Origin of the sequence: Micromonospora sp. BQ11, assembly GCF_052068135.1 — a bacterium.
Classification (GTDB): domain Bacteria; phylum Actinomycetota; class Actinomycetes; order Mycobacteriales; family Micromonosporaceae; genus Micromonospora.
On record NZ_JBQHDB010000003.1, the window covers coordinates 161,807 to 183,945 of the forward strand.

25 protein-coding genes are annotated in these 22,139 nt (G+C 72.3%); 16 read left to right on the forward strand and 9 right to left on the reverse strand.

Annotation, left to right across the window (positions count from 1 at the left end):
• Window positions 1-35: 35 nt before the first annotated feature.
• Window positions 36-533, reverse strand: coding sequence for an N-acetyltransferase family protein (locus tag ACTMSW_RS07845; protein ID WP_441179831.1), 498 nt, complete (start codon window positions 531-533; stop codon window positions 36-38).
• Entirely contained in the window at window positions 533-859 is a 327-nt protein-coding gene (locus ACTMSW_RS07850; RefSeq protein WP_441179832.1) for an ArsR/SmtB family transcription factor, read from the reverse strand. Before ACTMSW_RS07850 ends, ACTMSW_RS07845 begins: the two co-directional genes overlap by 1 nt.
• Window positions 860-1,008: 149 nt before the next feature.
• On the opposite strand from ACTMSW_RS07850, the gene ACTMSW_RS07855 reads away from it, so the two are divergent.
• The 6 genes from ACTMSW_RS07855 to ACTMSW_RS07880 all read left to right on the forward strand — a co-directional run bounded on the left by ACTMSW_RS07855 (window position 1,009) and on the right by ACTMSW_RS07880 (window position 4,645).
• Window positions 1,009-1,383 carry an ArsR/SmtB family transcription factor gene (locus ACTMSW_RS07855; RefSeq protein ID WP_441179833.1) on the forward strand — a complete coding sequence of 125 codons (375 nt, stop codon included), beginning with the start codon at window positions 1,009-1,011 and terminating at the stop codon, window positions 1,381-1,383.
• A 134-nt stretch (window positions 1,384-1,517) separates the two neighbouring features.
• Window positions 1,518-2,219: an arsenate reductase/protein-tyrosine-phosphatase family protein gene (locus ACTMSW_RS07860; protein ID WP_441179834.1), complete on the forward strand. Its 702-nt coding sequence runs from the start codon at window positions 1,518-1,520 to the stop codon at window positions 2,217-2,219.
• Window positions 2,212-2,874: an arsenate reductase ArsC gene (locus ACTMSW_RS07865; RefSeq protein WP_441179835.1), complete on the forward strand. Its 663-nt coding sequence runs from the start codon at window positions 2,212-2,214 to the stop codon at window positions 2,872-2,874. Before ACTMSW_RS07860 ends, ACTMSW_RS07865 begins: the two co-directional genes overlap by 8 nt.
• Before the next feature lie 60 nt (window positions 2,875-2,934).
• Window positions 2,935-3,681, forward strand: a complete 747-nt coding sequence (locus ACTMSW_RS07870) for an aquaporin (RefSeq protein ID WP_441179836.1) — start codon at window positions 2,935-2,937, stop codon at window positions 3,679-3,681.
• A 66-nt stretch (window positions 3,682-3,747) separates the two neighbouring features.
• On the forward strand, window positions 3,748-4,155 hold the full coding sequence (locus ACTMSW_RS07875) for an arsenate reductase ArsC (RefSeq protein WP_441179837.1): 408 nt from the start codon (window positions 3,748-3,750) through the stop codon (window positions 4,153-4,155).
• Window positions 4,156-4,225: 70 nt separating this feature from the next.
• Window positions 4,226-4,645: a hypothetical protein gene (locus tag ACTMSW_RS07880; RefSeq protein WP_441179838.1), complete on the forward strand. Its 420-nt coding sequence runs from the start codon at window positions 4,226-4,228 to the stop codon at window positions 4,643-4,645.
• A 61-nt stretch (window positions 4,646-4,706) separates the two neighbouring features.
• Here ACTMSW_RS07880 and ACTMSW_RS07885 read toward each other — a convergent pair whose 3' ends face one another.
• Window positions 4,707-5,732, reverse strand: a complete 1,026-nt coding sequence (locus ACTMSW_RS07885; protein ID WP_441179839.1) for a hypothetical protein — start codon at window positions 5,730-5,732, stop codon at window positions 4,707-4,709.
• Window positions 5,733-5,903: 171 nt separating this feature from the next.
• On the opposite strand from ACTMSW_RS07885, the gene ACTMSW_RS07890 reads away from it, so the two are divergent.
• The 3 genes from ACTMSW_RS07890 to ACTMSW_RS07900 all read left to right on the forward strand — a co-directional run bounded on the left by ACTMSW_RS07890 (window position 5,904) and on the right by ACTMSW_RS07900 (window position 8,394).
• Window positions 5,904-7,364 carry an SDR family NAD(P)-dependent oxidoreductase gene (locus tag ACTMSW_RS07890; protein WP_441179840.1) on the forward strand — a complete coding sequence of 487 codons (1,461 nt, stop codon included), beginning with the start codon at window positions 5,904-5,906 and terminating at the stop codon, window positions 7,362-7,364.
• Between the two features lie 77 nt (window positions 7,365-7,441).
• Entirely contained in the window at window positions 7,442-7,765 is a 324-nt protein-coding gene (locus tag ACTMSW_RS07895; RefSeq protein ID WP_441179841.1) for a DMT family transporter, read from the forward strand.
• 2 nt (window positions 7,766-7,767) lie between these two features.
• Window positions 7,768-8,394 (forward strand): TetR/AcrR family transcriptional regulator, encoded by a 627-nt coding sequence (locus ACTMSW_RS07900; RefSeq protein WP_441179842.1) that lies wholly within the window; start codon window positions 7,768-7,770, stop codon window positions 8,392-8,394.
• Between the two features lie 13 nt (window positions 8,395-8,407).
• On the opposite strand, the gene ACTMSW_RS07905 is transcribed toward ACTMSW_RS07900, so the two are convergent.
• Complete coding sequence (locus tag ACTMSW_RS07905; protein WP_441179843.1) at window positions 8,408-9,955, reverse strand: PP2C family protein-serine/threonine phosphatase; 1,548 nt, start codon at window positions 9,953-9,955, stop codon at window positions 8,408-8,410.
• A 179-nt stretch (window positions 9,956-10,134) separates the two neighbouring features.
• Between ACTMSW_RS07905 and ACTMSW_RS07910 the strand changes: the two genes are divergently transcribed.
• The 6 genes from ACTMSW_RS07910 (at window position 10,135) to glpK (ending at window position 16,079) form a co-directional block, all read left to right on the forward strand.
• Window positions 10,135-10,533 (forward strand): DUF2267 domain-containing protein, encoded by a 399-nt coding sequence (locus tag ACTMSW_RS07910; protein ID WP_441179844.1) that lies wholly within the window; start codon window positions 10,135-10,137, stop codon window positions 10,531-10,533.
• Window positions 10,534-10,555: 22 nt separating this feature from the next.
• On the forward strand, window positions 10,556-10,831 hold the full coding sequence (locus ACTMSW_RS07915) for a hypothetical protein (protein ID WP_441179845.1): 276 nt from the start codon (window positions 10,556-10,558) through the stop codon (window positions 10,829-10,831).
• A gap of 40 nt (window positions 10,832-10,871) precedes the next feature.
• On the forward strand, window positions 10,872-12,062 hold the full coding sequence (locus ACTMSW_RS07920) for a hypothetical protein (RefSeq protein WP_441179846.1): 1,191 nt from the start codon (window positions 10,872-10,874) through the stop codon (window positions 12,060-12,062).
• A gap of 217 nt (window positions 12,063-12,279) precedes the next feature.
• Window positions 12,280-12,666, forward strand: coding sequence for a DUF2267 domain-containing protein (locus ACTMSW_RS07925; protein ID WP_441179847.1), 387 nt, complete (start codon window positions 12,280-12,282; stop codon window positions 12,664-12,666).
• 162 nt (window positions 12,667-12,828) lie between these two features.
• On the forward strand, window positions 12,829-14,421 hold the full coding sequence (locus ACTMSW_RS07930; RefSeq protein WP_441179848.1) for a beta-1,3-glucanase family protein: 1,593 nt from the start codon (window positions 12,829-12,831) through the stop codon (window positions 14,419-14,421).
• Between the two features lie 140 nt (window positions 14,422-14,561).
• Window positions 14,562-16,079 carry a glycerol kinase GlpK gene (glpK, locus tag ACTMSW_RS07935; protein ID WP_441179849.1) on the forward strand — a complete coding sequence of 506 codons (1,518 nt, stop codon included), beginning with the start codon at window positions 14,562-14,564 and terminating at the stop codon, window positions 16,077-16,079.
• 46 nt (window positions 16,080-16,125) lie between these two features.
• Here glpK and ACTMSW_RS07940 read toward each other — a convergent pair whose 3' ends face one another.
• The 4 genes from ACTMSW_RS07940 to ACTMSW_RS07955 form a co-directional block, all read right to left on the reverse strand.
• On the reverse strand, window positions 16,126-17,145 hold the full coding sequence (locus tag ACTMSW_RS07940) for a GGDEF domain-containing protein (protein ID WP_441179850.1): 1,020 nt from the start codon (window positions 17,143-17,145) through the stop codon (window positions 16,126-16,128).
• A gap of 275 nt (window positions 17,146-17,420) precedes the next feature.
• Window positions 17,421-17,546, reverse strand: a complete 126-nt coding sequence (locus ACTMSW_RS07945) for a hypothetical protein (RefSeq protein WP_441179851.1) — start codon at window positions 17,544-17,546, stop codon at window positions 17,421-17,423.
• Window positions 17,547-17,639: 93 nt separating this feature from the next.
• Window positions 17,640-18,110 (reverse strand): phage holin family protein, encoded by a 471-nt coding sequence (locus tag ACTMSW_RS07950; RefSeq protein ID WP_441179852.1) that lies wholly within the window; start codon window positions 18,108-18,110, stop codon window positions 17,640-17,642.
• 121 nt (window positions 18,111-18,231) lie between these two features.
• Entirely contained in the window at window positions 18,232-19,461 is a 1,230-nt protein-coding gene (locus tag ACTMSW_RS07955; RefSeq protein ID WP_441180191.1) for a multidrug effflux MFS transporter, read from the reverse strand.
• A 116-nt stretch (window positions 19,462-19,577) separates the two neighbouring features.
• Between ACTMSW_RS07955 and ACTMSW_RS07960 the strand changes: the two genes are divergently transcribed.
• Complete coding sequence (locus tag ACTMSW_RS07960; RefSeq protein WP_441179853.1) at window positions 19,578-20,864, forward strand: MFS transporter; 1,287 nt, start codon at window positions 19,578-19,580, stop codon at window positions 20,862-20,864.
• Here the strand turns inward: ACTMSW_RS07960 and ACTMSW_RS07965 are convergent.
• Window positions 20,770-22,137: a nicotinate phosphoribosyltransferase gene (locus ACTMSW_RS07965; RefSeq protein WP_441179854.1), complete on the reverse strand. Its 1,368-nt coding sequence runs from the start codon at window positions 22,135-22,137 to the stop codon at window positions 20,770-20,772. The genes ACTMSW_RS07960 and ACTMSW_RS07965 overlap by 95 nt on opposite strands.
• Window positions 22,138-22,139: the final 2 nt, after the last annotated feature.

Consider the following 22,139-nt stretch of genomic DNA (forward strand, 5'->3'; position numbering starts at 1 on the left):
GAAGCGGACGGGGCCCCCGCCGGAGGCGGGGTCGGTCAGACGATGACGGGACTGCGCCGCTCGAACAGGACGACGTCGCGCCACCGGCCGTCGTGGCGCGCGACCCGGTCGCGGACACCGACGACCCGGAAGCCGGCCCGTTCGTGCAGGGCGAGACTGGCGGCGTTCTCCGGAAAGACGCCGGACTGGATCGTCCAGATGCCGGCCGCCTCGGTGGAGGCGACGAGCGCCTCCAGTAGGAGCCGGGCCACGCCGCGACCCTGCGCGGGCGGGTCGACGTAGACGGAGTGCTCCACGACGCCCGCGTACACCGCTCGGGTCGAGGTCGGCGAGACGGCGACCCAGCCGACCACCCGGCCGTCGGAGTCGACCGCCACGAAACGGTGGTCGGGCAGCCTGCCGGAGTCGAACGCGTCCCAGGTGGGCGCGGTGGTCTCGAAGCTGGCGTCGCCGCCGTCGAGGCCGGCCTGGTAGATGGACAGGACCCGCCCGGCGTCGTCGGGCGTCAAGGGGCGGAGGGTGACCTCGGCCATCAGCAGACTCCGTTCGGGCTCGGGGCGGGTCGACCCATCACGACGTCGGCGGCGGAGGGAAAGCAGCCGACGCAGGCGTCGTTGATGCGGTAGTGCCGAGCGGTACCGACCGGCTCGACGAGGACGAAGCGCACCTCGGTGAGGATCTTCAGGTGCTGGGAGACGGTGGACTGCGCCAGGCCGACGGCGGCGACGATCTCACCCACGCTCATGGGCCGGGCGTGGCGGGCCAGGTACTCGACGATCTGCACCCGGGTCGGGTCCGCGAGGGCTCGGAACCACGAGGCGTACGTCTGCGCCGCGGCCCGGTCGAGCAGCTCCTCCACGCCCGCCCCATTCTATCGTCCATCGCCGATTGACGATAGAAGTCTACTCTTCCGACCAACCATGAGAGTCCCCCTTTCCGCGACGCCTGTCTTGATGACTGTCGAATCAGACAGTTGCACGCTGCTTAGGCGTCTGTCAACCTAGACGTATGTCAAAGCAAGCCGCGTCGCTGCCGGTCATCGACCTCACCGCTGACGTGCCGTGCTGCCCGCCGCTGGCGCAGCGCCGGGTACCGGCCGAGACGGCCGCTGTCCTCGCGCCCGCGTTCAAGGCACTCGGGGATCCGGTGCGGTTGCAGTTGATGTCGATGATCGCCTCCGCCACGGGCGGAGAGGTGTGCGTCTGCGACCTGACCCCGGCGTTCGACCTGACCGGGCCGACCATCTCGCATCACCTGAAGACGTTGCGGGAAGCCGGCCTCGTCGATGCCGAGCGCCGGGGCACCTGGGTGTACTACCGGGCCCGGCCGGCCATCCTGCGCCAACTGGCCGGCCTGCTCGCGGTCGAACCGCCCACCGCGTAATCCTCGACCACGACCCGGTCGTCCCTGACGACCTGCTGCTGGCCACAGCCACCCCGGCACGCACTTCCGCCGGCCCGAGTCCCGCCGTCACGTCCGCTTGACAGCACCCGGTTAGCTCAACGATATTTGAGTCAATGAACGTTGAGCTTGACTCCCTGCAGGGGCGCGCGCGAATCCACGCCGCGCTCGGCGACCCGGCGCGCCTGGAGATCGTGGACGCGCTGGCGCTGGGCGACGCCTCTCCCGGGGAGATCGCCCACGATCTGAGCATGCCGACGAACCTGGTCGCCCACCACGTCAAGGTCCTCACCCAGGCGGGCCTGGTCGTTCGCGGCCGTTCCGAGGGCGACCGGCGCCGCACCTACCTGCGGCTGCGGCCCGAGGCCCTGGCCGCGCTGACCCCGGCGCCGCTGGCCGGGGTGGATCGCGTGGTGTTCGTCTGCACCCGAAACTCCGCCCGCTCCCAGCTCGCCGCCGCATTGTGGTCCCACCGGACCCACATTTCGGCGGCGTCCGCCGGGACGAAGCCCGCCGAACACGTGCATCCGCGCGCCGTCGCCGTGGCTGAGCGACACGGGCTGACCATCGACCCGACCGGCACCTCCCACGTCGCCGACGTCGTGCGGGACGAAGACCTGGTAATCGCCGTCTGCGACAGCGCCCACGAAGAACTCACCGGGCCGATCCGGCCCCGGCTGCACTGGTCGGTGCCCGACCCGGTCCGGGTCGACACCGACGACGCGTTCGAGGCCGCCTTCGCCGATCTCGCCGCCCGCGTCGACCGTGTCGCCCCCGTCATCACCCCGGCACTGAACTCGGGAGACCACCATGACTGACACAAGACCCCACACGTACCAGGACATCTCCGTGGACCAGGAGGTCGCCCTACGCACCGCGGCCGCTTGCCTCGTAACGGAGTTCGCCGGCACCTACGGCGCCGAGACCATCGAGCGGTTCCTGCACTCCAGCTACGACCAGTTCGCCACCGCCGGGAGCATCCCGAACTACCTGCCCCTGCTCGCCGAGCGCTTCGCCCGGCAGCGCCTGCAGGCCCTCGCACGGGTCGAGGGTCACCACCGCGACGGGCGGCCCGTGGTGCTGTTTCTCTGCACACACAACGCCGGCCGCTCGCAGATGGCGCTTGGTTTCCTCATGCATCTCGCCGGCGAGAACGCGGTGGCCTGGTCAGGCGGGAGCGAGCCGGGCACCGAGGTGAACCCCGCCGCAATCGCGGCGATGGTCGAGCGCGGCATCGACATCGCCGACGAGTTCCCCAAGCCCTGGACCGACGAGGTGGTCCGCGCCGCCGACGTCGTCGTCACCATGGGGTGCGGGGATGCCTGCCCGGTCTTCCCCGGTACCCGCTACGAAAACTGGGACCTCGACGACCCCGCTGGCCTGGACGTCGCTGACGTGCGGCCGATTCGCGACGAGATCGAACGCCGCGTCCGTCGGCTCCTCGACGAGCTGCACGTCCCCACCGCCCGCTAGACCACCCGTCGGGCCGACACACGGCCCGCACACCTCACCGCACCGGGAGAGAACAGACTGATGACCATCGCACTCCCACGGCGCCTGCTGGCCGAGTTCACCGGCACCGCCCTGCTGGTCACCGCCGTGGTCGGCTCCGGCATCATGGCCACCGCCCTCTCCCCCGCCGACGTCGGTCTCCAACTGCTGGAGAACTCGATCGCCACCGCGTTCGCCCTGGGCGTGCTGATCCTGATCTTCGGCCCGGTCTCCGGCGCGCACTTCAATCCAGTCGTCTCCGCCGCCGACTGGTTCCTCGGCCGCCGCTCCGGCACCGGCCTCACCGGCCGGGACCTCGGCGGCTACCTGGCCGCACAGGTCGCGGGCGCGATCGCCGGCTCGGTACTGGCGAACCTGATGTTCGACCTGGCGGCCGTAACCTGGTCGGGCAGAGACCGCGCGGCGGGCAACCTGTGGCTCGGCGAGGTCGTCGCGACCGCCGGCCTGATCCTGCTCGTCTTCGCCCTGGCCCGCTCCGGCCGCGCCCCCGTGGCCCCGGCCGCCGTCGGCGCCTACATCGGTGCCGCCTACTGGTTCACCTCGTCCACGTCGTTCGCCAACCCCGCGGTGACGATCGGACGGGCCTTCACCGACACCTTCGCCGGCATCGCCCCCGCCTCCGTACCGGGCTTCCTCATCGCCCAGGTCGTCGGCCTCGCCGTCGGCATCGGGCTCCTGGCCGCCCTCTACCCCGACGCCGGGCAGGCCGCCGACCAGGTGGTCGTGCCCACCGACGACCGCGACCCGGCCCTCGACCGGCGCGCCTGAACACGACTTCCGACGAGACGTCGGTCGACCGGCGTCCCGACCCCGTACGGCCAGAAAGGCTCCCTGATGTCCCACAAGCCCAGCGTCCTCTTCGTCTGCGTCCACAACGCCGGCCGCTCGCAGATGGCCGCCGGCTGGCTGCGCCACCTCGCCGGTGACACCGTCGAGGTCCGCTCCGCCGGCTCCGCGCCCGCCGAGACGGTCAACCCCGCCGCGGTCGAGGCCATGCGGGAGGTCGGTATCGACATCACCGACCAGACCCCGAAGCTCCTCGAGTACGCCACCGCGGAGTCCTCCGACGTCATCGTCACCATGGGCTGCGGCGACGCCTGCCCGGTCTTCCCGGGCAAGCGCTACGAGGACTGGAAGCTCGAAGACCCCGCGGGCAAGGGCGTCGAGTCCGTACGCCCGATCCGCGAAGACATCCGTACGCGGGTGGAGAAGCTCCTCGCCGAGCTGCGCCTCACCGCCTGACCCGGGCCGGTCCGGCGTCGTCCGCCGTCGGGCCCGGCCTCGCGCAGGTCGAGAGCGCTACGACCGACACGTGCTGCCCGAGCCGTCCGTCGCCCTGGCCGAAGCCCGCCGGGTCCTGGCCCCCGGCGGCCGGATCGTGCTGGTCGGCCAGGACTGGGACACCCTGGTCATCGACTCCGACCAACCCGACCTGACCCGCCGCATCGTGCACGCCCGCGCCGACACCCTCCCCCACCCCTGCGTCGCCCGTGCCTATCGCAATCTGCTGCTCGACAGCGGCTTTCACGACGTCGAGGTCGAGGTCCACACCGCGATATTCACCAACGCCACCATGCAGCCGTTGCTCACCGGACACGCTGCCGCCGCCCGTCGGACCGGCGCCATCAGCGTCGAGGAGGGCGAGTCGTGGGTCGGAGAGCAGACCCGGCGAGCCGCGGCCGGCCGGCTGATGTTCGCCGTTCCCATGTTCCTGGCCGCCGCCACCCGCTGAGCAGCCCGGCCGGCGATCCACCGGCAGGATCCACACACGCCCACGCCGGGGTCGGCGGACCTCAGGGGCCGGACGTCGGAGCCTGCCGGCTGAGCCGGCGGTACTCGGCGGTCACCACGGCGAGCAGGAAGAGGTCCACCCCGAGCGCGGAGAGCGCCCCAAACTGGTTGACGGTGAAACTGAAGATCTGCCCGAACAGCAGGTCCACCAGGAGCGCGAGCTTGAACAGCCGGAAGGCCCGCACCCGGTCGCTCGGCAGCAGCGACGCCCCACGGATGCTGAGCACCACGGTGATCAGTGCCGAGGCCGAGACCCCGAGCACCGCGCCCCACTCCCGCTGGTCGTCGAGTTGGCCGGTGACCGCGTCCAGAAGGACCTTCCACACGACGACGAACGGCTCGCCCACCAGGTAGAGCACCACGAGCGCGACCACCCACCGGTGGGTGGTCACCCAGACCACGGCGCGGCGGGCCCGGCTGACCCAGGGCTGCCAGAACCGGGACCCGGGCGGCTCCCGTCTGGGCACCGCGTCGAGCAGGCGGGCGATCCCCTCCTCGACGTCCGGACCGCACCCCCGGACCAGCCGGGCCACCGCCGCGCGACGATCATCGGTGAGGCCGGTACGGAGCCCACCGACCACCCCGTACAGGGCGTTCGCCGTCCGCTCCGGGCCGGAGAGCCGGACCCGCCCGCGGAGGGCCTGGGTGATCACCACCAGCAGGGCGAAGGCGCCGTAGATGATCCCGGCGGCGGGGGCGTAGAAGTAGTCCGTCCCGGCGGTGACGAACTTGCCCACCTCGTCGATGAAGAGCCCGAACCCGATCCCGCCCAGTACCGCGCCGAGGCTCCGCGCCGCGCTGCCGAGGAAGACCAGCGCGACGCCCAGGCCGGCCGTCATCAGGAGGCCACCCCACAGCACGTGCGCGATGTGCAGCCCACCACCGCCGAGTTGCGGATAGCCGGCCGCCTGGAGGAAGACGCGGGTGACCAGCACCGTGACCACGCCGGACAGCACGAACGCCTGCAGGTACGACGGCGCCTCCAGGACCCGGAGTGGCCTCGACCAGCGGGACGGACGGGCGGGCATGGTCCCGACGCTAGCGGTGCGCTCCGTCACCCGGGCCGGTTCCGGGAGCTCCGGGTCCGGGGCCGACGCCGGCCGAGGGATGCGTTCGAGGCCGTACGGTGCGTACAGTTCCCGGTCGGACATGGGGTGGGCCGGGACGACCCGGCGCAGGAACGGGACGAGACGTAACGGATGACCGCGGACAACATCACCGAAACCAGCCAGGACGGCATCGACCCGAGCCGGCTGGAGACCTGCCTCAGCGTCTTCGAGGCGCTGGAGGACCTGCCTCCCGATCACCCCGACGTCGTGCGGGTGCAGCGAGCCACCGCGAGGCTCTACAAGGTGATCAAGCAACGGCGGCGCGAGGACCGGCGGAACACCATCGCGGCGGCCGACCGTGCGGTGACGGCAGCCACCGCCACCGGCGCTCCCGGGCGGATCGACGACGAGACCCAGGGCATCCCGCTCGCCTCCCCCACCGCGGGCACCACGGCCGGCTTCCTGCACAACCCGCGCGGCTGCTACGTGTGCAAGCAGCGCTACCACGAGGTGGACGCCTTCTACCACCAGCTCTGTCCGCCCTGCGCCGCGCTGAACCGGGAGCGCCGGGACGCCCGTACCGACCTGACCGGCCGGCGGGCACTGCTCACCGGCGGCCGGGCGAAGATCGGCATGTACATCGCGCTGCGGTTGCTGCGTGACGGCGCGCACACCACGGTGACCACCCGTTTCCCGCACGACGCGGTCCGCCGGTTCGCCGCGATGCCGGACAGCGGGGACTGGCTGCACCGCCTGCGGATCGTCGGTATCGACCTGCGCGATCCCGCCCAGGTGATCGCCCTCGCCGACTCGGTCGCCGAGCAGGGGCCGCTCGACATCCTGATCAACAACGCGGCGCAGACCGTACGCCGCTCGGCGGGCGCGTACGCGCAGCTCGTCGCCGCCGAGGCGGCGGCTCTGCCGGACGGGCCGCTGCCGGAGATGGTCACGTTCGCCAAGCCGGTCGGCCGGGAGGATCCCGCGGGCAGCCTGACCACCTCGCCGCACTCGACGTCGATCACTCCGCAGGCGCTCACCGCACTGGCCCTGACGAGCGGCTCCGCGTCACCGGAACGGATCGCGGCGGCGACCGCCATCGACGCCGGCGGCCTGGTGCCGGACCTCGACCCGGTCAACAGCTGGGTGCAGCGGGTGCACGAGGTGGACCCGGTCGAGCTGCTCGAAGTGCAGCTGTGCAATGTGACCGCGCCGTTCGTCCTGGTCAGCCGGCTGCGGCCGGCGATGGCCGCGGCACCCGCCCGCCGTAAGTACGTGGTGAACGTGTCGGCGATGGAGGGCCAGTTCGCCCGCGGTTACAAGGGGCCGGGGCACCCGCACACCAACATGGCCAAGGCTGCGCTGAACATGCTGACCCGGACCAGCGCCCAGGAGATGCTGGCCGACGGCATCCTGATGACCAGCGTCGACACCGGCTGGATCACCGACGAGCGGCCGCACCCGACGAAGATGCGGCTGGCCGACGCCGGCTTCCACGCCCCGCTGGACCTGGTCGACGGCGCGGCCCGGGTGTACGACCCGATCGTCCGCGGCGAACAGGGCGAAGACCTGTACGGCTGCTTCCTCAAGGACTACGCACCCTGCGCCTGGTGACCGCGGCCCTCGACTGGTGGTACGACCGTACCAACTCTTGCTAGAGTTGGTACGACCGTACCAACCTGGAGGTTGTCATGGCCTGGGTCCTCATCGTGATCGCCGGCTTGCTCGAAACCGGGTTCGCTGTCGCACTGAAAGCCAGCGAAGGCTTCACCCGCTGGGTGCCAAGCGTGCTGTTCCTGGTCTTCGCCGCCGGCAGCTTCACCCTTCTCAGTACCGGGCTGCGCAGCCTGCCGGTCGGACCGGCGTACGCGGTGTGGACCGGCATCGGCGCCGTCGGCACCGCCGTCTACGGGATGGCCTTCCTCGGTGAGTCCGTCCAGACACTGAAGCTGATCTCGATCGCGCTCGTGGTGGCCGGTGTCGTCGGTCTCCAGCTGTCGAGCACCGCGCACTGACGATGGACGCGGAGGACGTCACCGGCCGGCGCCTGTCCGCCCGGGGCCGGCACCGTCGTGACCTGCTCCTCGACGCCGCCGGGGAGGTGTTGATGACGCAGGGCTTCGCCGCCCTGAGCCACCGGGCGGTCGCCCAGCAGGCGGACCTGCCCCTCGCCGCCACCACCTACTACTTCAAGACGCTCGACGAGCTGGTCACCGAGGCGGTGCAGCGCCTCGCGGACAGGTGGTTGGCCACCGCCCGGGAGGCGGTGGATCGGCTACCGCGCACGCTCGACCATCCCGGCGCAACGGCGGAGGCCGTCCTGGACGTGGTGACCCTGACGCCCGCCGGCGCGATGCCCGCCGAGCCCGGCCGGCTGCTCACCCTGTACGGCCGCTACCTCGAAGCGGCACGTCACCCGGGTCTCCGCCCGGTCATCGACCGGTACAACGACGCCATCGACGATCTCCTGCGCGAGATCCTGCGTCGCGGCGGGCTGACCGCCTCGCTCGACGACGCGCGGCTCGTCCTGGCTGTCGTGGACGGAGCCCTGCCCCGCGCGCTCGCGGCGGGTCAGCCGGTGGCTGCCGTTCGCGCGCCGGTGGAACGGCTGCTCCGCGCCCTGCCCGGCGCCACCTCTTCCTGAGCGGCGGCGCGGGTCAGGGCAGCACCCGGACGGCCAACGTGCAGGTGTCGTCGTCCGGGCTGGGTTGGTGCACGAGGTCCCGGAGCCGGGGCAGCGTCTGGTCTCCCGGGTTGCGGGACAGCGCGGACAACGCCTGCATCACCCCGGCCAGCAGGTCGACGGCGGCGGAACGGCGTTCCACCAGCCCGTCGGTGTAGAGGAGGAGCAGGTCACCGGCCCGCAGTCGGACCGTGACCCCCGGGTAGGTGGCGTCGGAGTCGGCGCCGAGCAGGAGGCCCGGCGGGCGGTCGAGCGTGGTGGTGGTCCCGGCACGGGACAGCAGTGGGGGCGGATGGCCGGCCTGGGACCAGCACAACGACCGCGTCGAGGCGTCGTAGAAGGCGATCACCGCGGTGCCGGTCAGGTCCAACTGACGGCAGAGCCGGTTCATGTGGCCGAGCAGCACGCCGGGGTCCCGGATACCGATCGACAGCCACGCCACCAGGGCGAACCGCAGGTGGGCCATGCCGCTCGCCGCCTCCAGTCCGTGCCCGGCGACGTCGCCCACGGCGAGTGCCACTGACCCGTCCGGCAGGGTCTGCGCGTGGTACCAGTCGCCGCCGACCTGCACGAGACGCTCGGCCGGCAGGTAGCCGACCAGCACCTCGACACCCGCCAGCGGAACCGGCTCGCGGGGCACCGGCTGGATCAGGTTCTGCAACTGCCCGGCGAGGCGGTGCTCGGCCAGGGCGGTCATCTCGCGGGTCCGCAGCTGGTCGCTGAGGCGCTCGATGGCGGTACGCGAGTCCTCCCGCGCCGTCACGTCCTGCACCACCGCGTAGATCTTGAGCGGGGCCCCCTCGGCGTCCCGTGCGACGTCGGACAGGATCCGTAGGTACTTCACGGACGTGCCGGCCCGGAAGCGCACCGTGACGTCGGAGGACGCGCCGCTGTCCAGCGTCTGCCAAACCGCCTCGCGCAGTTTGTCGTCGGCCGGCACGACGGCCGCGGACTGCTCGGACCGGGACAGCGGACCGAGGGCGGGGTCGCGTTCGAAGATCCGGTACATCCCCGGCGACCACCGGCTGGTCCCGGTGACCACGTCGTACTCGGCCCAGCCCAGGTTGCCGAGGAGTTCGGTGTGTTCCAGCCGGCGCCGGTCCTCGTCCAGACGCTGCCACCACACCAGGATGCCGCCGAGCACCCGGTAGGCGGTCACGTCGAACAGGGAGTCCGCGACGACGCCCGCCCGCCGGCCCGCGTACCGGAAGTCGGACAGTCGGCGCGGCTCCCCGCTGGCCAGCACCTGGTGGTAGACCTGCCACAGGGGGCCGTCCACGACACCCGGGTACAGCTCGCTCAGCAGTCCCCCGACCCGCTCGGCGCCTCGACCGTAGACGTCACCCCGGTCGCTCGTCGCCGCGACCCGGAAGTCGACGATCCGGCCGTCGGCCGTCGTCGCGGGCAGCAGCCAGGTGCAGCCGGCCGGGATCGCGGCGAGGATCTCCCGCACCGCCTCGACGGTCGAGGCGTCCGGCTCCGTCACGGCGGCATGCTCACCGGGCACGCCATGGTCGACCATGCGAGCAGCCTAGTCATCCGTGGTGGCACCACGGCTGCCTGGCCGCCGGTCCCTTCCGGCCCCGCCACGGGTGCCCGGTCCGGCGGCGGGCGGAGGCGTCCGTGCCGGCCCGCTGACACCGTTTGCCGGAGTCGAGTCGGGGAACTCGCCTGGCCCACGGGTGAGAGGAAGGCCGCACAGTGAACGACAACGAGTTCGTCGCCCTGGTGGCGACGCGTTCCGGAATGTCGTCGGAGCAGGCCGCCGCCGTCACACAGGCCACGTTGACCACCCTGGCCGAACGGATCGACGGTGGCGAGGCCCGGGACCTGGCCGACCACCTTCCGGGCGATCTGCGGGCGTACGCCTTCGGTGGCAGCGAGACCGCCGAGCGGTTCGGCCTCGACGTGTTCGTCGCCCGGGTCAGCGGGCGCGCGGACCTCGACGCCGATCAGGCGAGGGACGGGGTCACCGCGGTGTTCGACGTCCTCCGGGACGCCCTCGACCCGACCGACTACGAACAGGTGGTGACGCAACTGCCGGCCGAGTACGGCGACGTCGCCGACCAGACCGCGCCGTACGTCCGTCGGCAGGCCTGACCATCGCCCGGAGGGAACCGTGATGGCTGTGAACCGGGACGACGCCGACCTGTTGGGCCAGGCGTCCGAGGCGGACGCGCAGGAGCAACGGCAGGACGAGACGGTGGTGGGCCCGACCGACACGGTGTCGCACGCCGTGCCGGAGGCGACCGAGGCGGACCTGGCGGAGCAGGGTGTCCTGGCTGCTCCGAGCGAGCGGACCGAGGTGGCCGACGCCGTGCGCGGTGACCTCGGCACGGCGGACGCCCTGGAACAGAACCAGGAGATCCCGACGCCGGACGAGGACCGTCGCGACTGACGTTCGTGTCCTTCGTGGTCCGTCGTCAGTTGTACCGGATGTGACGGCGGAATCAACGGTCATCGACGACCCGGCGACCGGAGACCCTCCCCACTGGCGGACCAGGTGGTCCCGCCGGGAGGACGACCGGCGGCAACGCGCGTACGAGGAGGCAGCCTCGGCCTGGCAGCGACACCATGACCATCTCACGCGGCTGCGGATCGAGGCGGTCGAGTTCCGGGGCTACCGGCCCTCCGGCGCCGGCCTGCCGGTGCCGCTCGCCGACCACGAGGTGGTCCACCGCCTCGTGCCGGGCGTGCGGCTGGTCGAGGTTCCCGCGCGGCACGCCGTCGGGTTGCCGGCGCCCGGTGTGACGACCGGCGTACGCCGCATCCCGGCCCGACCGGGCGCACCGAGGGGCCTTCGGATCGTCGACCACGGCATCGTCCTGGTCACCGATCGACGGGTCACGTTCGCCGGATCGGGCGGCGCGCGCGAATGGCGGTACGCCGACGTCACGGGGCTCGCACACCACACCGACGCTCCCCTGTCGCTGCTGCACAGCACCGGAGGGACCCGCCTGGCCGGGCTCCTGGCGTCACCCGACGCCGTGGTGAACTTCCGCTTCTACCTCACCCTGGCGTTCGCCGCGGCCACCGGGCGCCGCGCCGAGGTCGTCGCCGACGTCGACGCCTCCCTCGTCGCCCACGAGGCGACCCGCCCGGTGCCACCACCGCCCGCACGACCGGCGGACGCACCGCTCACCGCCCGGCGCCCGGACCGCCGCACGAGCGCGCTCGCCGCCCTGGTCGTCGTCGCCGCCGCATGGACCACCGGTGTTCTCGGCACCGCGTCCACCGACCCGCCGTACCGGGCCGAGGCCGGCACGTCGGCTCCCTTCGCCACCGACCCGCCCGCCCCCGCCGACGCCGTGTCCCCGGCGCCGGTCGCGTCGAGCGCCGGCCCGACCCCGCCCCGCACCCCCAGCACCACGGCGCGCGCCGACGAGACGGGCCGCCGGCCGCCGACGACTGCGCCACCGGTCCGGCCCACGGCAGCTCCGCACGCCGCACCGCCGACGGCCAAGGACCAGACATGGCGTCGCCCGCCCAGCGCCCGTCCCGCACCGACCGGGGATCGGACCCCCGCCCCGGCACCACCGGCGGCGACCGTGGCGCCGTCGGAAACCGCGCCGGAGCCGAGCGGGTCCGCCCTGCCCACCGCGTGCCCGATCCCGTGCGTACGACTCTGACGGCTGGACAGGACGGCGAGGACGATCGGCCCGCGACCGGACGGCCGGATCGCCGCGCTGCCGTCACGGTCGCGACCTTTCCCGTGCGGGGTGGCTTCCGCTCTCGTGGACCGGGTAATCCGTCGCGCCCCCGCTGATGTCGCAGCGACGACGACACCGGCGCGGGGCGCAGGGGTCCCGACGGGAGGAGCCGGGACCGTGGGGGAAGGAGCGGGTCATGGAGTACGAGCAGTTGATCTCCACGGTGCGGCAGCGCGCTGGCCTCAGCGACGAGGAGGCGGCGCGGTCCGTCCAAGCCGTCCTGTCGGTGCTCGGCGAACGACTCGCCGGACGCGAGGCCGACCACCTCGCGGCACAGCTTCCGGATCGGGTGGACCGGTACGTCACCCGCAATCCCCGGGGCCGCAGGTGGGACGTCGGCGATTTCCTGCGGATCGTCGGGGAGCGGGAGCAGTGCGCGGACGCGGACCTGGTCCGCCAGCACGCGCAGGCGGTGCTGCGCACCGTGGCCGACGCGTTGGACGACGACGAGCGCGCGGACCTGCTCGCCCAGCTTCCCGGTGGCATCGTCGACCTCTTCGGTGTCCCGACCCCGCGCGGTTGACACCGCCCGCGTCGGACCACCGCACCCGCACCCGCCTCCTCGGAGGCGGGTCGCGTGCTTCCCGCACCCAACACATCAGCGTCCGTCTATTGACACACGTAGTTAACAGTTGGAGGCTGGGAGAGCGCTCTCTCACCCGTCCGCCACCCCCGAGGAGTTGCCGTGGGCCTCCGAAGAAGACTCCTGACCGCCCTCTCCACCCTGATCGTCGCTGCCCCGACGGTCGCCGTCGCGTCCCCCGCCCAGGCGGTCGGCCCCACCCTGCTGCCCGTCACCGTGACCAACAGCACCGGCCGCGCCGAGGCCGTCCACCTCTACGTGATCGGCATCCAGCTCGCCACCGACCGCCTCGGCTACGTCAACCAGGCCGGCACGTTCATCCCCTGGTCCGGCGGGCAGAACCCGCCGGCACCCGCGCCGGACGCCTCCATCCCGGGCCCGACCACCGGCGGCACCACCACCATCCGCTTCCCGCGCGGCTTCTCCGGCCGCGTCTACTTCTCCTTCGGGGAGAAACTGCGGTTCTTCCTGACCCCGGACGGGCTGGTGCAGCCCGCGCCCTGGGCCCCCGGGGACGCCAACCGGGACATCCTGTTCGACTGGAGCGAGTTCACCTACAACGACGCCGGGCTGTGGCTCAACAGTTCGCAGGTCGACATGTTCGCGGTGCCGCACGCGGTCAGCGTCACCGGCGCCAACGGTGTCACCACGCGCACCGGGGACGTGGTGAGCAACGGCCGCAACGCCATCATCGACGGCATCCGATCGCAGCCCGGCTGGGCGAACACGGTGTACACGCGGTCCGACGGGACAGTGCTGCGCGTGCTGGCACCGGGCAAGGCCGCCGGCGCGGGTCTGCTCAGCTCCACCTACCTGGACTCGTACATCGCCTCGGCGTGGAACGCGTACACCACCAGGACTTTGACCGTCGTGCCGTTCGCCAACCAGCCGACCATCCGGTACTACGGGCGTACCTCCGGCAACGTCATGACCTTCACCAACGGCGCCGGCCAGGTGGTCGCGTCCTTCAACCGGCCCTCGTCGGCCAGCGTGTGGGGCTGCGACGGCGACCTGCCCGCACCGAACGACCAGGTGGTCGGTCCCATCTCCCGTACGCTCTGCGCCGCGCTGAACCGGGGCACCCTGGGCAGCATCGACACCCAGCCCAGCACCAACCCCGCCGAGTTCTACCGCAACAGCCCGACCAACCACTACGCCCGGGTCATCCACGCCAACATGGTCGACGGCAGGGCGTACGCCTTCGCCTTCGACGACGTCGGTGCCTTCGAGTCGCTGGTCCACGACGGCGACCCCCGCGCGGCCGGGCTGATCCTCAGTCCGTTCGGCGCCGGCGGTCCGGGCAACCCCGGTGGCGGCTCGGCGCTGGTGAGCAACTGGAACAACAAGTGCATCGACGTGCCCAGCTCCACCTTCGCCGACCGGGTGCCGCTGCAGATGTGGGGCTGCAACGGCACCAACGCGCAGAAGTGGACATTCACCGGTACCGCGCTGCAGAGCCAGAACAACAAGTGCATGGACGTCGACGGCGGCGCGACCGGAAACGGCGCGGTCGTCCAGCTCTACACCTGCAACGGTACCGGAGCCCAGCAGTTCACGCTCACGGCCGCCGGCGACCTGGTGAATGTGCAGGCCAACAGGTGCGTCGACATCAAGGACTGGAACGGCGCGGACGGCGCCCGGCTCCAGCTCTGGGACTGCGCCGGCACCGCCAACCAGAAGTGGCGCAGAGGCTGACCCACCGCACGACCCGACCGGCGGGTCCCGTCACGCCCGCCGGTCGGGCACGGGGGTCGACGCGGCCCGCTCGTTGACCGGGCCGCGCAGGTTCCCTACGGTTCTCCGCACGGTGGCAGCACCAGAAGGAGACACCTCGAATGGCTGATTTCGTCGGCGCGGTAGACCAGGGCACCACCAGCACCCGCTTCATGATCTTCGATCACGGGGGCAACGAGGTCGGCCGTCACCAGCTCGAACACCAGCAGATCCTGCCGCAGGCCGGCTGGGTGGAGCACAACCCGCTCGAGATCTGGGAGCGGACCCAGACGGTCGTCCAGACCACCATGAACGCTCAGGGGCTGACCGCCTCGGACCTGGCCGCGCTGGGGATCACCAACCAGCGGGAGACCACGGTGGTGTGGAACCGCCGGACGGGCCGGCCCTACTACAACGCCATCGTCTGGCAGGACACCCGTACCGACCGCGTCGCCTCGGCGCTGGAACGCGAGGGCAAGGGCGACGTCATCCGGCGCAGGGCCGGCCTTCCGCCCGCGACGTACTTCTCCGGTGGCAAGATCCAGTGGATCCTGGAGAACGTCGACGGGGTCCGGGAGGCCGCCGAGCGTGGCGAGGCCGTCTTCGGCAACACCGACACCTGGCTGCTGTGGAACCTCACCGGCGGCGTCGAGGGCGGTGTACACGTCACCGACCCCACCAACGCCAGCCGCACCATGCTGATGAACCTGGAGACGCTGGACTGGGACGACGAGCTGCTGTCGTTCTTCGGCGTCCCCCGCGCCATGCTGCCGGAGATCCGGCCGTCGTCGGACCCGCGCTCGTACGGCAGCACGGTGCCGCACGGTCCGTTCGCCGGCCCGGTCCCGCTCACCGGCGACCTCGGCGACCAGCAGGCCGCCACCGTCGGGCAGGTCTGCTTCGCCCCCGGCGAGGCGAAGAACACCTACGGCACCGGCAACTTCATGCTGCTCAACACCGGTACCGACATCGTCCGCTCCAAGGCGGGCCTGCTCACGACGGTCTGCTACCAGTTCGGCGACCAGGCGCCGGTCTACGCTCTCGAAGGTTCCATCGCGGTCACCGGGTCGGCCGTGCAGTGGCTGCGCGACCAACTCAAGATCATCAGTAGTGCCGCGCAGAGCGAGATCCTCGCCCGGCAGGTGGAGGACAACGGCGGGGTGTACTTCGTGCCCGCCTTCTCCGGCCTGTTCGCCCCGTACTGGCGCTCGGACGCCCGCGGCGCGATCGTCGGCCTGTCCCGGTTCAACACCGACGCCCACATCGCCCGCGCCACCCTCGAATCCATCTGCTACCAGAGCCGCGACGTGGCCGAGGCCATGCGGCAGGACTCCGGGGTGCATCTGGAGTGCCTCAAGGTGGACGGCGGCGTCACCGTCAACGACCTGTGCATGCAGATGCAGGCCGACATCCTCGGCGTGCCGGTGAGCCGACCGGTGGTCGCCGAGACCACCGCGCTCGGCGCTGCGTACGCCGCCGGTCTCGCCGTCGGCTTCTGGAAGGACACCGACGAACTACGGGAGAACTGGAACGAGAGCCGGCGGTGGCGGCCGGAGTGGTCGCCCGAGCAGCGCGAGACCGGCTACGCCCGGTGGAGAAAGGCGGTCCAGCGCACCCTCGACTGGGTCGACGTCGGCTGAGACCACATCCGGGCCCCGCACGGCCCGCGCTCCTGGACGCGTGCCGCTACGGGGTGCCGAGGTCCGGTGAACCGGCCAGCAGGCCGTACCCCGTCCTCGACGGTCGTTGGGCGGCTCGGCAGCGGTCCTGTTTCACGCGGTAGAGGCGCTGGTCGGCGACCTGCATCAAGGTTTCCAGCGTGTCCCCGTCGTGCGGCGCGGTGGCCCAGCCGATGCTGACGCCGGTGTGCTCCCGCAGGGCCGCGTCGATGCGCGCCGCCACCGTCCGCGCGGTGGGTTCGTGGGCGTTGACCAGGACGGCCACGAACTCGTCGCCACCGATCCGGGCGATCGCGTCGCCGGTGCGCAACGCGTCCCGCGCCACCGACACGGTCCGTTGCAGCAGCGCGTCACCGGCGGCATGGCCGAACCGGTCGTTGACGAGCTTGAAGTCGTCCAGGTCCAGGCACAGCAGAGACGGTCCCGAACGCCGACAGCCCCGGAACAGCGGTCCGGCGAAGTCCGCCAGGCCGCGCCGGTTCAGGGCGCCCGTCAGCGGGTCCAGCGTCGCGAGGGACCGGAGCTGGGACCGTTGCCGCGCCACGATGCGGGTCTGCGTGGCGCAGACCGAGATGAGCACCAGCATGCCGGCGACGTAGAGGAAGACGTGCCCGGGCGGTGCCGGCTGCCCGGTCGCGGCGACGGCCAGGTACGAACCGACGATGAGCGCCTCCAGCCCGATCAACAACCGCAGGTGCGGGGTGAAGCTGGCGACGAACACGGAGGTGGTCACGAACCCCAGGGTGACCGGCGAGGCCGCGCCGCCGTCCCAGTACGCGCCCAGCGCCGCCATGAGGAGCGTGACCAGCAGGATCGTGAACGAGACGAGGTAGGCGGTCGCCTTCGTGGTGATCCTCTTCGCCGCACACAGCCCGACCGCGCCGGCCGCCATCCCACAGCCGTACGCCGCGAGCATCAGGGGCCGGTTCGGCTCGTGGAGCGTCATGAGGCAGTAGACGATGGCGACACCGTGGGAGCCGACGTGCAACGCCGCGCTCAGGGCCATCCGCCGTCGGCGCTCGTTCATCCCATGGTCCACCGCACCCACTGCCCCTTGGCGAGGGGGCCGGGCGACGCGGCGGTCCGGTGGGTCGATGCGGCCCTGCCGGTGCTCGCGCCCACTCGGACCAGGCGTCGTGGCACGTCGACATTCAATGGTGTGGGCTGGTTCACAGTCAATAGGCCCTCGTCGGCAGCCGTCCCACCGGGACGAGATGGCACCGAGGGTGACGCCCGGGATCGCGGAGGGTAGCGAGGCGCTCTTCCGTCCGAGGCGATCCCGGGCGATGGTGTGCCGTTCGTTCAGTGGTCGGTCGGCGGGATCGACGAGGCCTTGTCCGCCTGCTTGGCCTTCTTCGCCGCCCGCTTCTCCTTCACCGTCCGGCCCTGCTTCTTGACGTTGTTCTTCTGATGCGACTTGTCCGACATGACTACCCCTTCCGATCGACGCAAGGATGGTGTTCGGCGGTCGTCACCGCGCGGCCGGCAGGCCGGGCACGGACGACACTCCGCATGCCGAGATCAACGGTCCCGCGTGGGGGAACCGATCTGGTCGATTTCATCCCGAACGGCGGCGGCACCGGCCGGCACCACTCGACTCGCGGTGGTGGCGACGGCGTCCCGCATCTCGTCCGCCAGCCGGGCCGAGTGGCCTCCGGCCGACCGCAGCTGCGCCAATCCGGCCCGTCCCAGCACGACGGCGGCAGCGAGGTAGCCCGCGGTGAGTCCGGCGGTGGCCAGCCGTCGGGGCAGGAAGGTCTCCAACGCCCGCAGTACGGTCGTCGACGCGGCCCCGGCTCCCAGGACGAGACACCCCCCGGCGGTGGCGAGCAGCGCCACGCCGACTCCCGTCGGGCCGGCCGCCCGCATCAACTGGGTGCGTACCTCCCGGACCTCCTCGCGTACCACCTCGGCCACGTCCGCGGCCAGGCGTTCGGTCGGACCGCCCGCCCTGCCGGCTGCTCCCGGCAGTCTCCCCGCCGTTTCACTCATGGGTCCCCCTCGTCCGCTGCGGGCAGCGACTTACCCGCAAACGTGCCCGCCATGCGTGGACCGATCGCGCAACGAACACGCGTTCTCACGGAGAGTCAAGGGCGCGCTCTGCCCGGTCGCCTCAGTGCGCCGCCACGACCACCGCACCGGGGTCGAGGTCGAGGTCGACGAGCCGGCCCGGACGCACCACCACGAGCAGGACCGCCGTCGCCGCCACCATGCCGCCCGCGACGACGAGGGACATGGCGACCGCACCGGTGCCCAGGACGCCCACCAGGGGCGCGGCCAGCGCGCCGACGCCGAACTGCACCGCGCCGAGCAGGGCGGAGGCCGTACCGGCCGCTTCCCCGTGCCGTGCCAGGGCCAGGGCCGGCGCGTTCGGCATCGCGAGGCCCGCCGCGGCGAGTACCACCCACAACGAGATCAGCAGGCTCGGCAGCCCACCGAGCCCGGTCGCGGCGAAGGCGAGCAGCGCAAGCCCCGCCGCGGTCCCCACGGTCAGGGCGGCGACGAGGATCCGCTGCGACGAGTGGCGGCGCAGCAGCCGTACGTTGAACTGGGTCGCCGCGATCAGTCCGACCGCGCCCGCGCCGAAGGCGAGCCCGAACTGCTGCTCGTCCAGGCCGTACTGCTCCTGCAGGACGAAGGACGACCCGGCCACGTACGCGAACAACGCCGCCATGGCCAGTCCGGCGACCAGGACCAGGCCCACGAACGTACGGTCCCGCAGCAGCGCGCCGTACACGGAGAGCGTCGCGACCACCCCGCCGCGCCGGCGCCGGTCGGGCGGCAGGGTCTCGGGCAGGCCGAGCGCGGCGACCACGACGAGCAGCACACCGAAGGCGGCCAGGGCGACGAACACGCCGCGCCAGTCCGTCCAGCGCAGCAGCCCGCCACCGAGGGTCGGCGCGAGGATCGGTGCCGCGCCCATGACCAGCAGCAGCCGGGAGAGCAGCTTGGCGAAGGCCGCGCCGCTGAACAGGTCGCGGACCACCGCCATCGCGACCACCGAGGCCGCGGCGATGCCGAGCCCCTGCACCACCCGCAATCCACCCAGAACGGCGATGTTCGGTGCGACGGCGCAGAGGACGGACGCCACGACGTGCAACGCGATGCCGCTGATCAGCGGCGTGCGCCGGCCGACGGCGTCGGACAGCGGACCGATCAGCAACTGGCCGACGGCGAGGCCCGCCAGCGTGCCGGTGAGGGTCAGTTGGACCGCCGCCGACGTGGTGTGGAAGTCGGCGACGATCGCGGGAAGCGCGGGCAGGTACATGTCGATGGTCAGCGGACCCACCGCGATCAGCGATCCGAGGACGAGGACGAGTCGGAGGCGCTGCCGGGGGCTCATGAGGTCCCCCGGCGTCGAGGCGGGGAACGGTGCGGAAGTCACGTCCAACTCCAAATCCAGATCCGATGGTCTGATTCCCGCTCGGTGGGGAGGGGACGGGAATCACACTGGTGGTGATGGCACACGGTCCGAAGCACGCCGGCACTCCCACCGGCCCCTCGGAGGAGCCCGCCGGCCCCCTGTCGGCCTGGCGGTTCGTGGTGTGGTTCGGCGTCGTGGCGATGCTGGCCGACGTCGTCTACGAGGGTGCGCGGTCCATCACCGGCCCCCTGCTGGCCCACCTGGGAGCGAGTGCTCTGGTGGTGGGGGTGGTCACCGGCGTGGGTGAGGCGTCCGCGTTCGTGCTGCGACTGGTGTCCGGGCCGCTGGCCGATCGTACCGGCCGCTTCTGGGCGTGGGCGATCGCCGGGTACGGCCTCACCGTCGTCTCCGTGCCGCTGCTGGGCCTCACCTCGGTGCTGTGGGTGGCCTGCGCCCTCGTCATCAGCGAGCGGGTCGGGAAGGCGGTACGGCAGCCGGCGAAGGACACCCTGCTGTCGCACGCGTCGGCGGTGACCGGTCGGGGGCGTGGCTTCGCGGTGCACGAGGCGCTGGACCAGGCCGGCGCGTTGGTCGGGCCACTCGCGGTGGCCGGTGTGCTGGCGGTGACGGGGGACGACTACGGGCCGGCGCTGCTCACGCTCGCGGTGCCCGGGGCTCTCGCCCTCGCCCTGGTGGTGTGGTTACGGGTCCGGGTTCCGCGCCCGGTCCGCTACGAACGCGGCGACACCTCGACGCCGACGGCACCGGCACGGACGCCACGTCGAGCGCCGAGCCGTGCCGTCGCCGCCCGCCTGCCGGGCCGGTTCTGGATGTACGCGGTGTTCGCGGGGCTCACCATGACGGGCTTCGCGACGTTCGGGGTGTTGTCCTTCCACCTCGTGAGCGCCGATCTGCTCCCCGCCTCCGCGGTGCCTGTGCTGTACGCCGCGGCGATGGTCGTCGACGCGGTGGCCGCGGTCGCGACCGGGTGGGCGTACGACCGGTACGGGGGCGTGGTCCTCGTCGTCCTGCCGGTCGCGGCCGCCCTCGTGCCCGCGCTGGCCTTCTCCGCCACGCTCCCGCTCGCCCTGGCGGGTGTCCTGGTGTGGGGCGCCGCCCTGGGCATGCAGGAGTCGACGCTGAAGGCCACCGTCGCCGACCTGGTCGGACCGGACAGGCGGGCCACGGCGTACGGCATGTTCGGTGCGGTGATCGGCGTCGCCGCCGCGGGCGGCGGCGCGTTGGCGGGTGGGCTGTACGAGACGTCCGTCCCCCTCCTGGTGGCCGTCACCGTGGCCCTTCAGGTGGTGGCGCTGGGCGTGCTGGCCAGGACGTTGCGACGCGCGCCACCCGGTCGCGCAGCGCCGCGAGTGCCGGGCTGACGGTGGCGGTGAGCGGCGTCGGGTCCGCCAGCCCGCGCGCCGCCTCGGGCAGCCACGCGAGGTCCGCGTCGAACCGGCGGACGGCGGCGCGTACCTCGGCGGCCGGATCGGCGGCGTCGAGGCGACGGCCGCCGCGCATGACCGGCACGAGCATCGGCTCGCGGTCTCCCGGCGGCGGCTCGTCGCGCAGCCCCACGACGTCGCCACTCGCCCCGGCGGGATCGCGGAAGACCTGCTTGGGTCCGGGCAGGGTGGCCTTGCCGGGCGACAGCTTGAGCACCGGGCGGTCGCCGAGGGCGACCAGCTTGTACGCGCTGTCCAGCGACGGCGCGTCGTACGAGACGCCCATGCGGGTGCCGACGCCGTACGCGTCGATCGGCGCGCCGTCGGCGACGAGCGCCGCGAGGACGTCCTCGTCGAGGCTGCCGCTCGCCACGATCCGGGCCTGCGTCAGCCCGGCACCGTCCAGGATCGCGCGGGTCTCCCTGGCCAGGGCGGCGAGGTCTCCGGAGTCGAGCCGGACACCGAACGGACCGGTCAGGCCCCGCTCGGTGACGACGTCCACGGCGGCCCGGACTCCGGCGGGCGTGTCGTACGTGTCGACGAGGAACACCGGGTTCACGGGGAAGTCCTCGGCGAACGCGCGGAACGCGGCCCGCTCGTCTCCGAACGCCTCGACGTACGAGTGGGCCATCGTCCCGGACGGCCGCAGTCCGTAGCGTCGGGCGGCCTCGACGTTGCTCGTCGCCGTGAAACCGGCGATGGCCGACGCCCGCGCCACGGCCGCCCCGGCCTCGATCCCGTGCGTCCGACGGAAGGCGAAGTCGATCAGCTGGGCGTCGCCGGCGGCCAGGCGGCAGCGGGCCGCCTTGCTGGCCACCGTCGTGTGGAAGGTCAGCAGGTTCAGTACGCCGGTCTCCACGAGCTGCGCCTCGGCGATCGGCGCGGTGACCTCCAGCAGCGGCTCGTCGGCGAACACGACACGCCCTTCCGGTACGGCCCAGACGTCGCCGGTGAACCGCAGTCGGGCGAGCGCGGCGAGGGTCGGCTGATCGAGCCCGACGACGTCGCGCAGGTAGGCCAGTTCGTCGTCGTCGAAACCGAAGCCCTCCAGGAACGCCAGCGCCTCGGCCAGCCCGGCGGCCACCAGGAAGCCGCGCCGTGCCGGGAGGCGGCGGGCGAACAGGCTGAACGTGGCGTTCTCCACCATGCCGCGACGCAGGTAGCTGGCCGCCATCCGCAGCTCGTACAGGTCGGTGCGCAGCCCCGTCATGT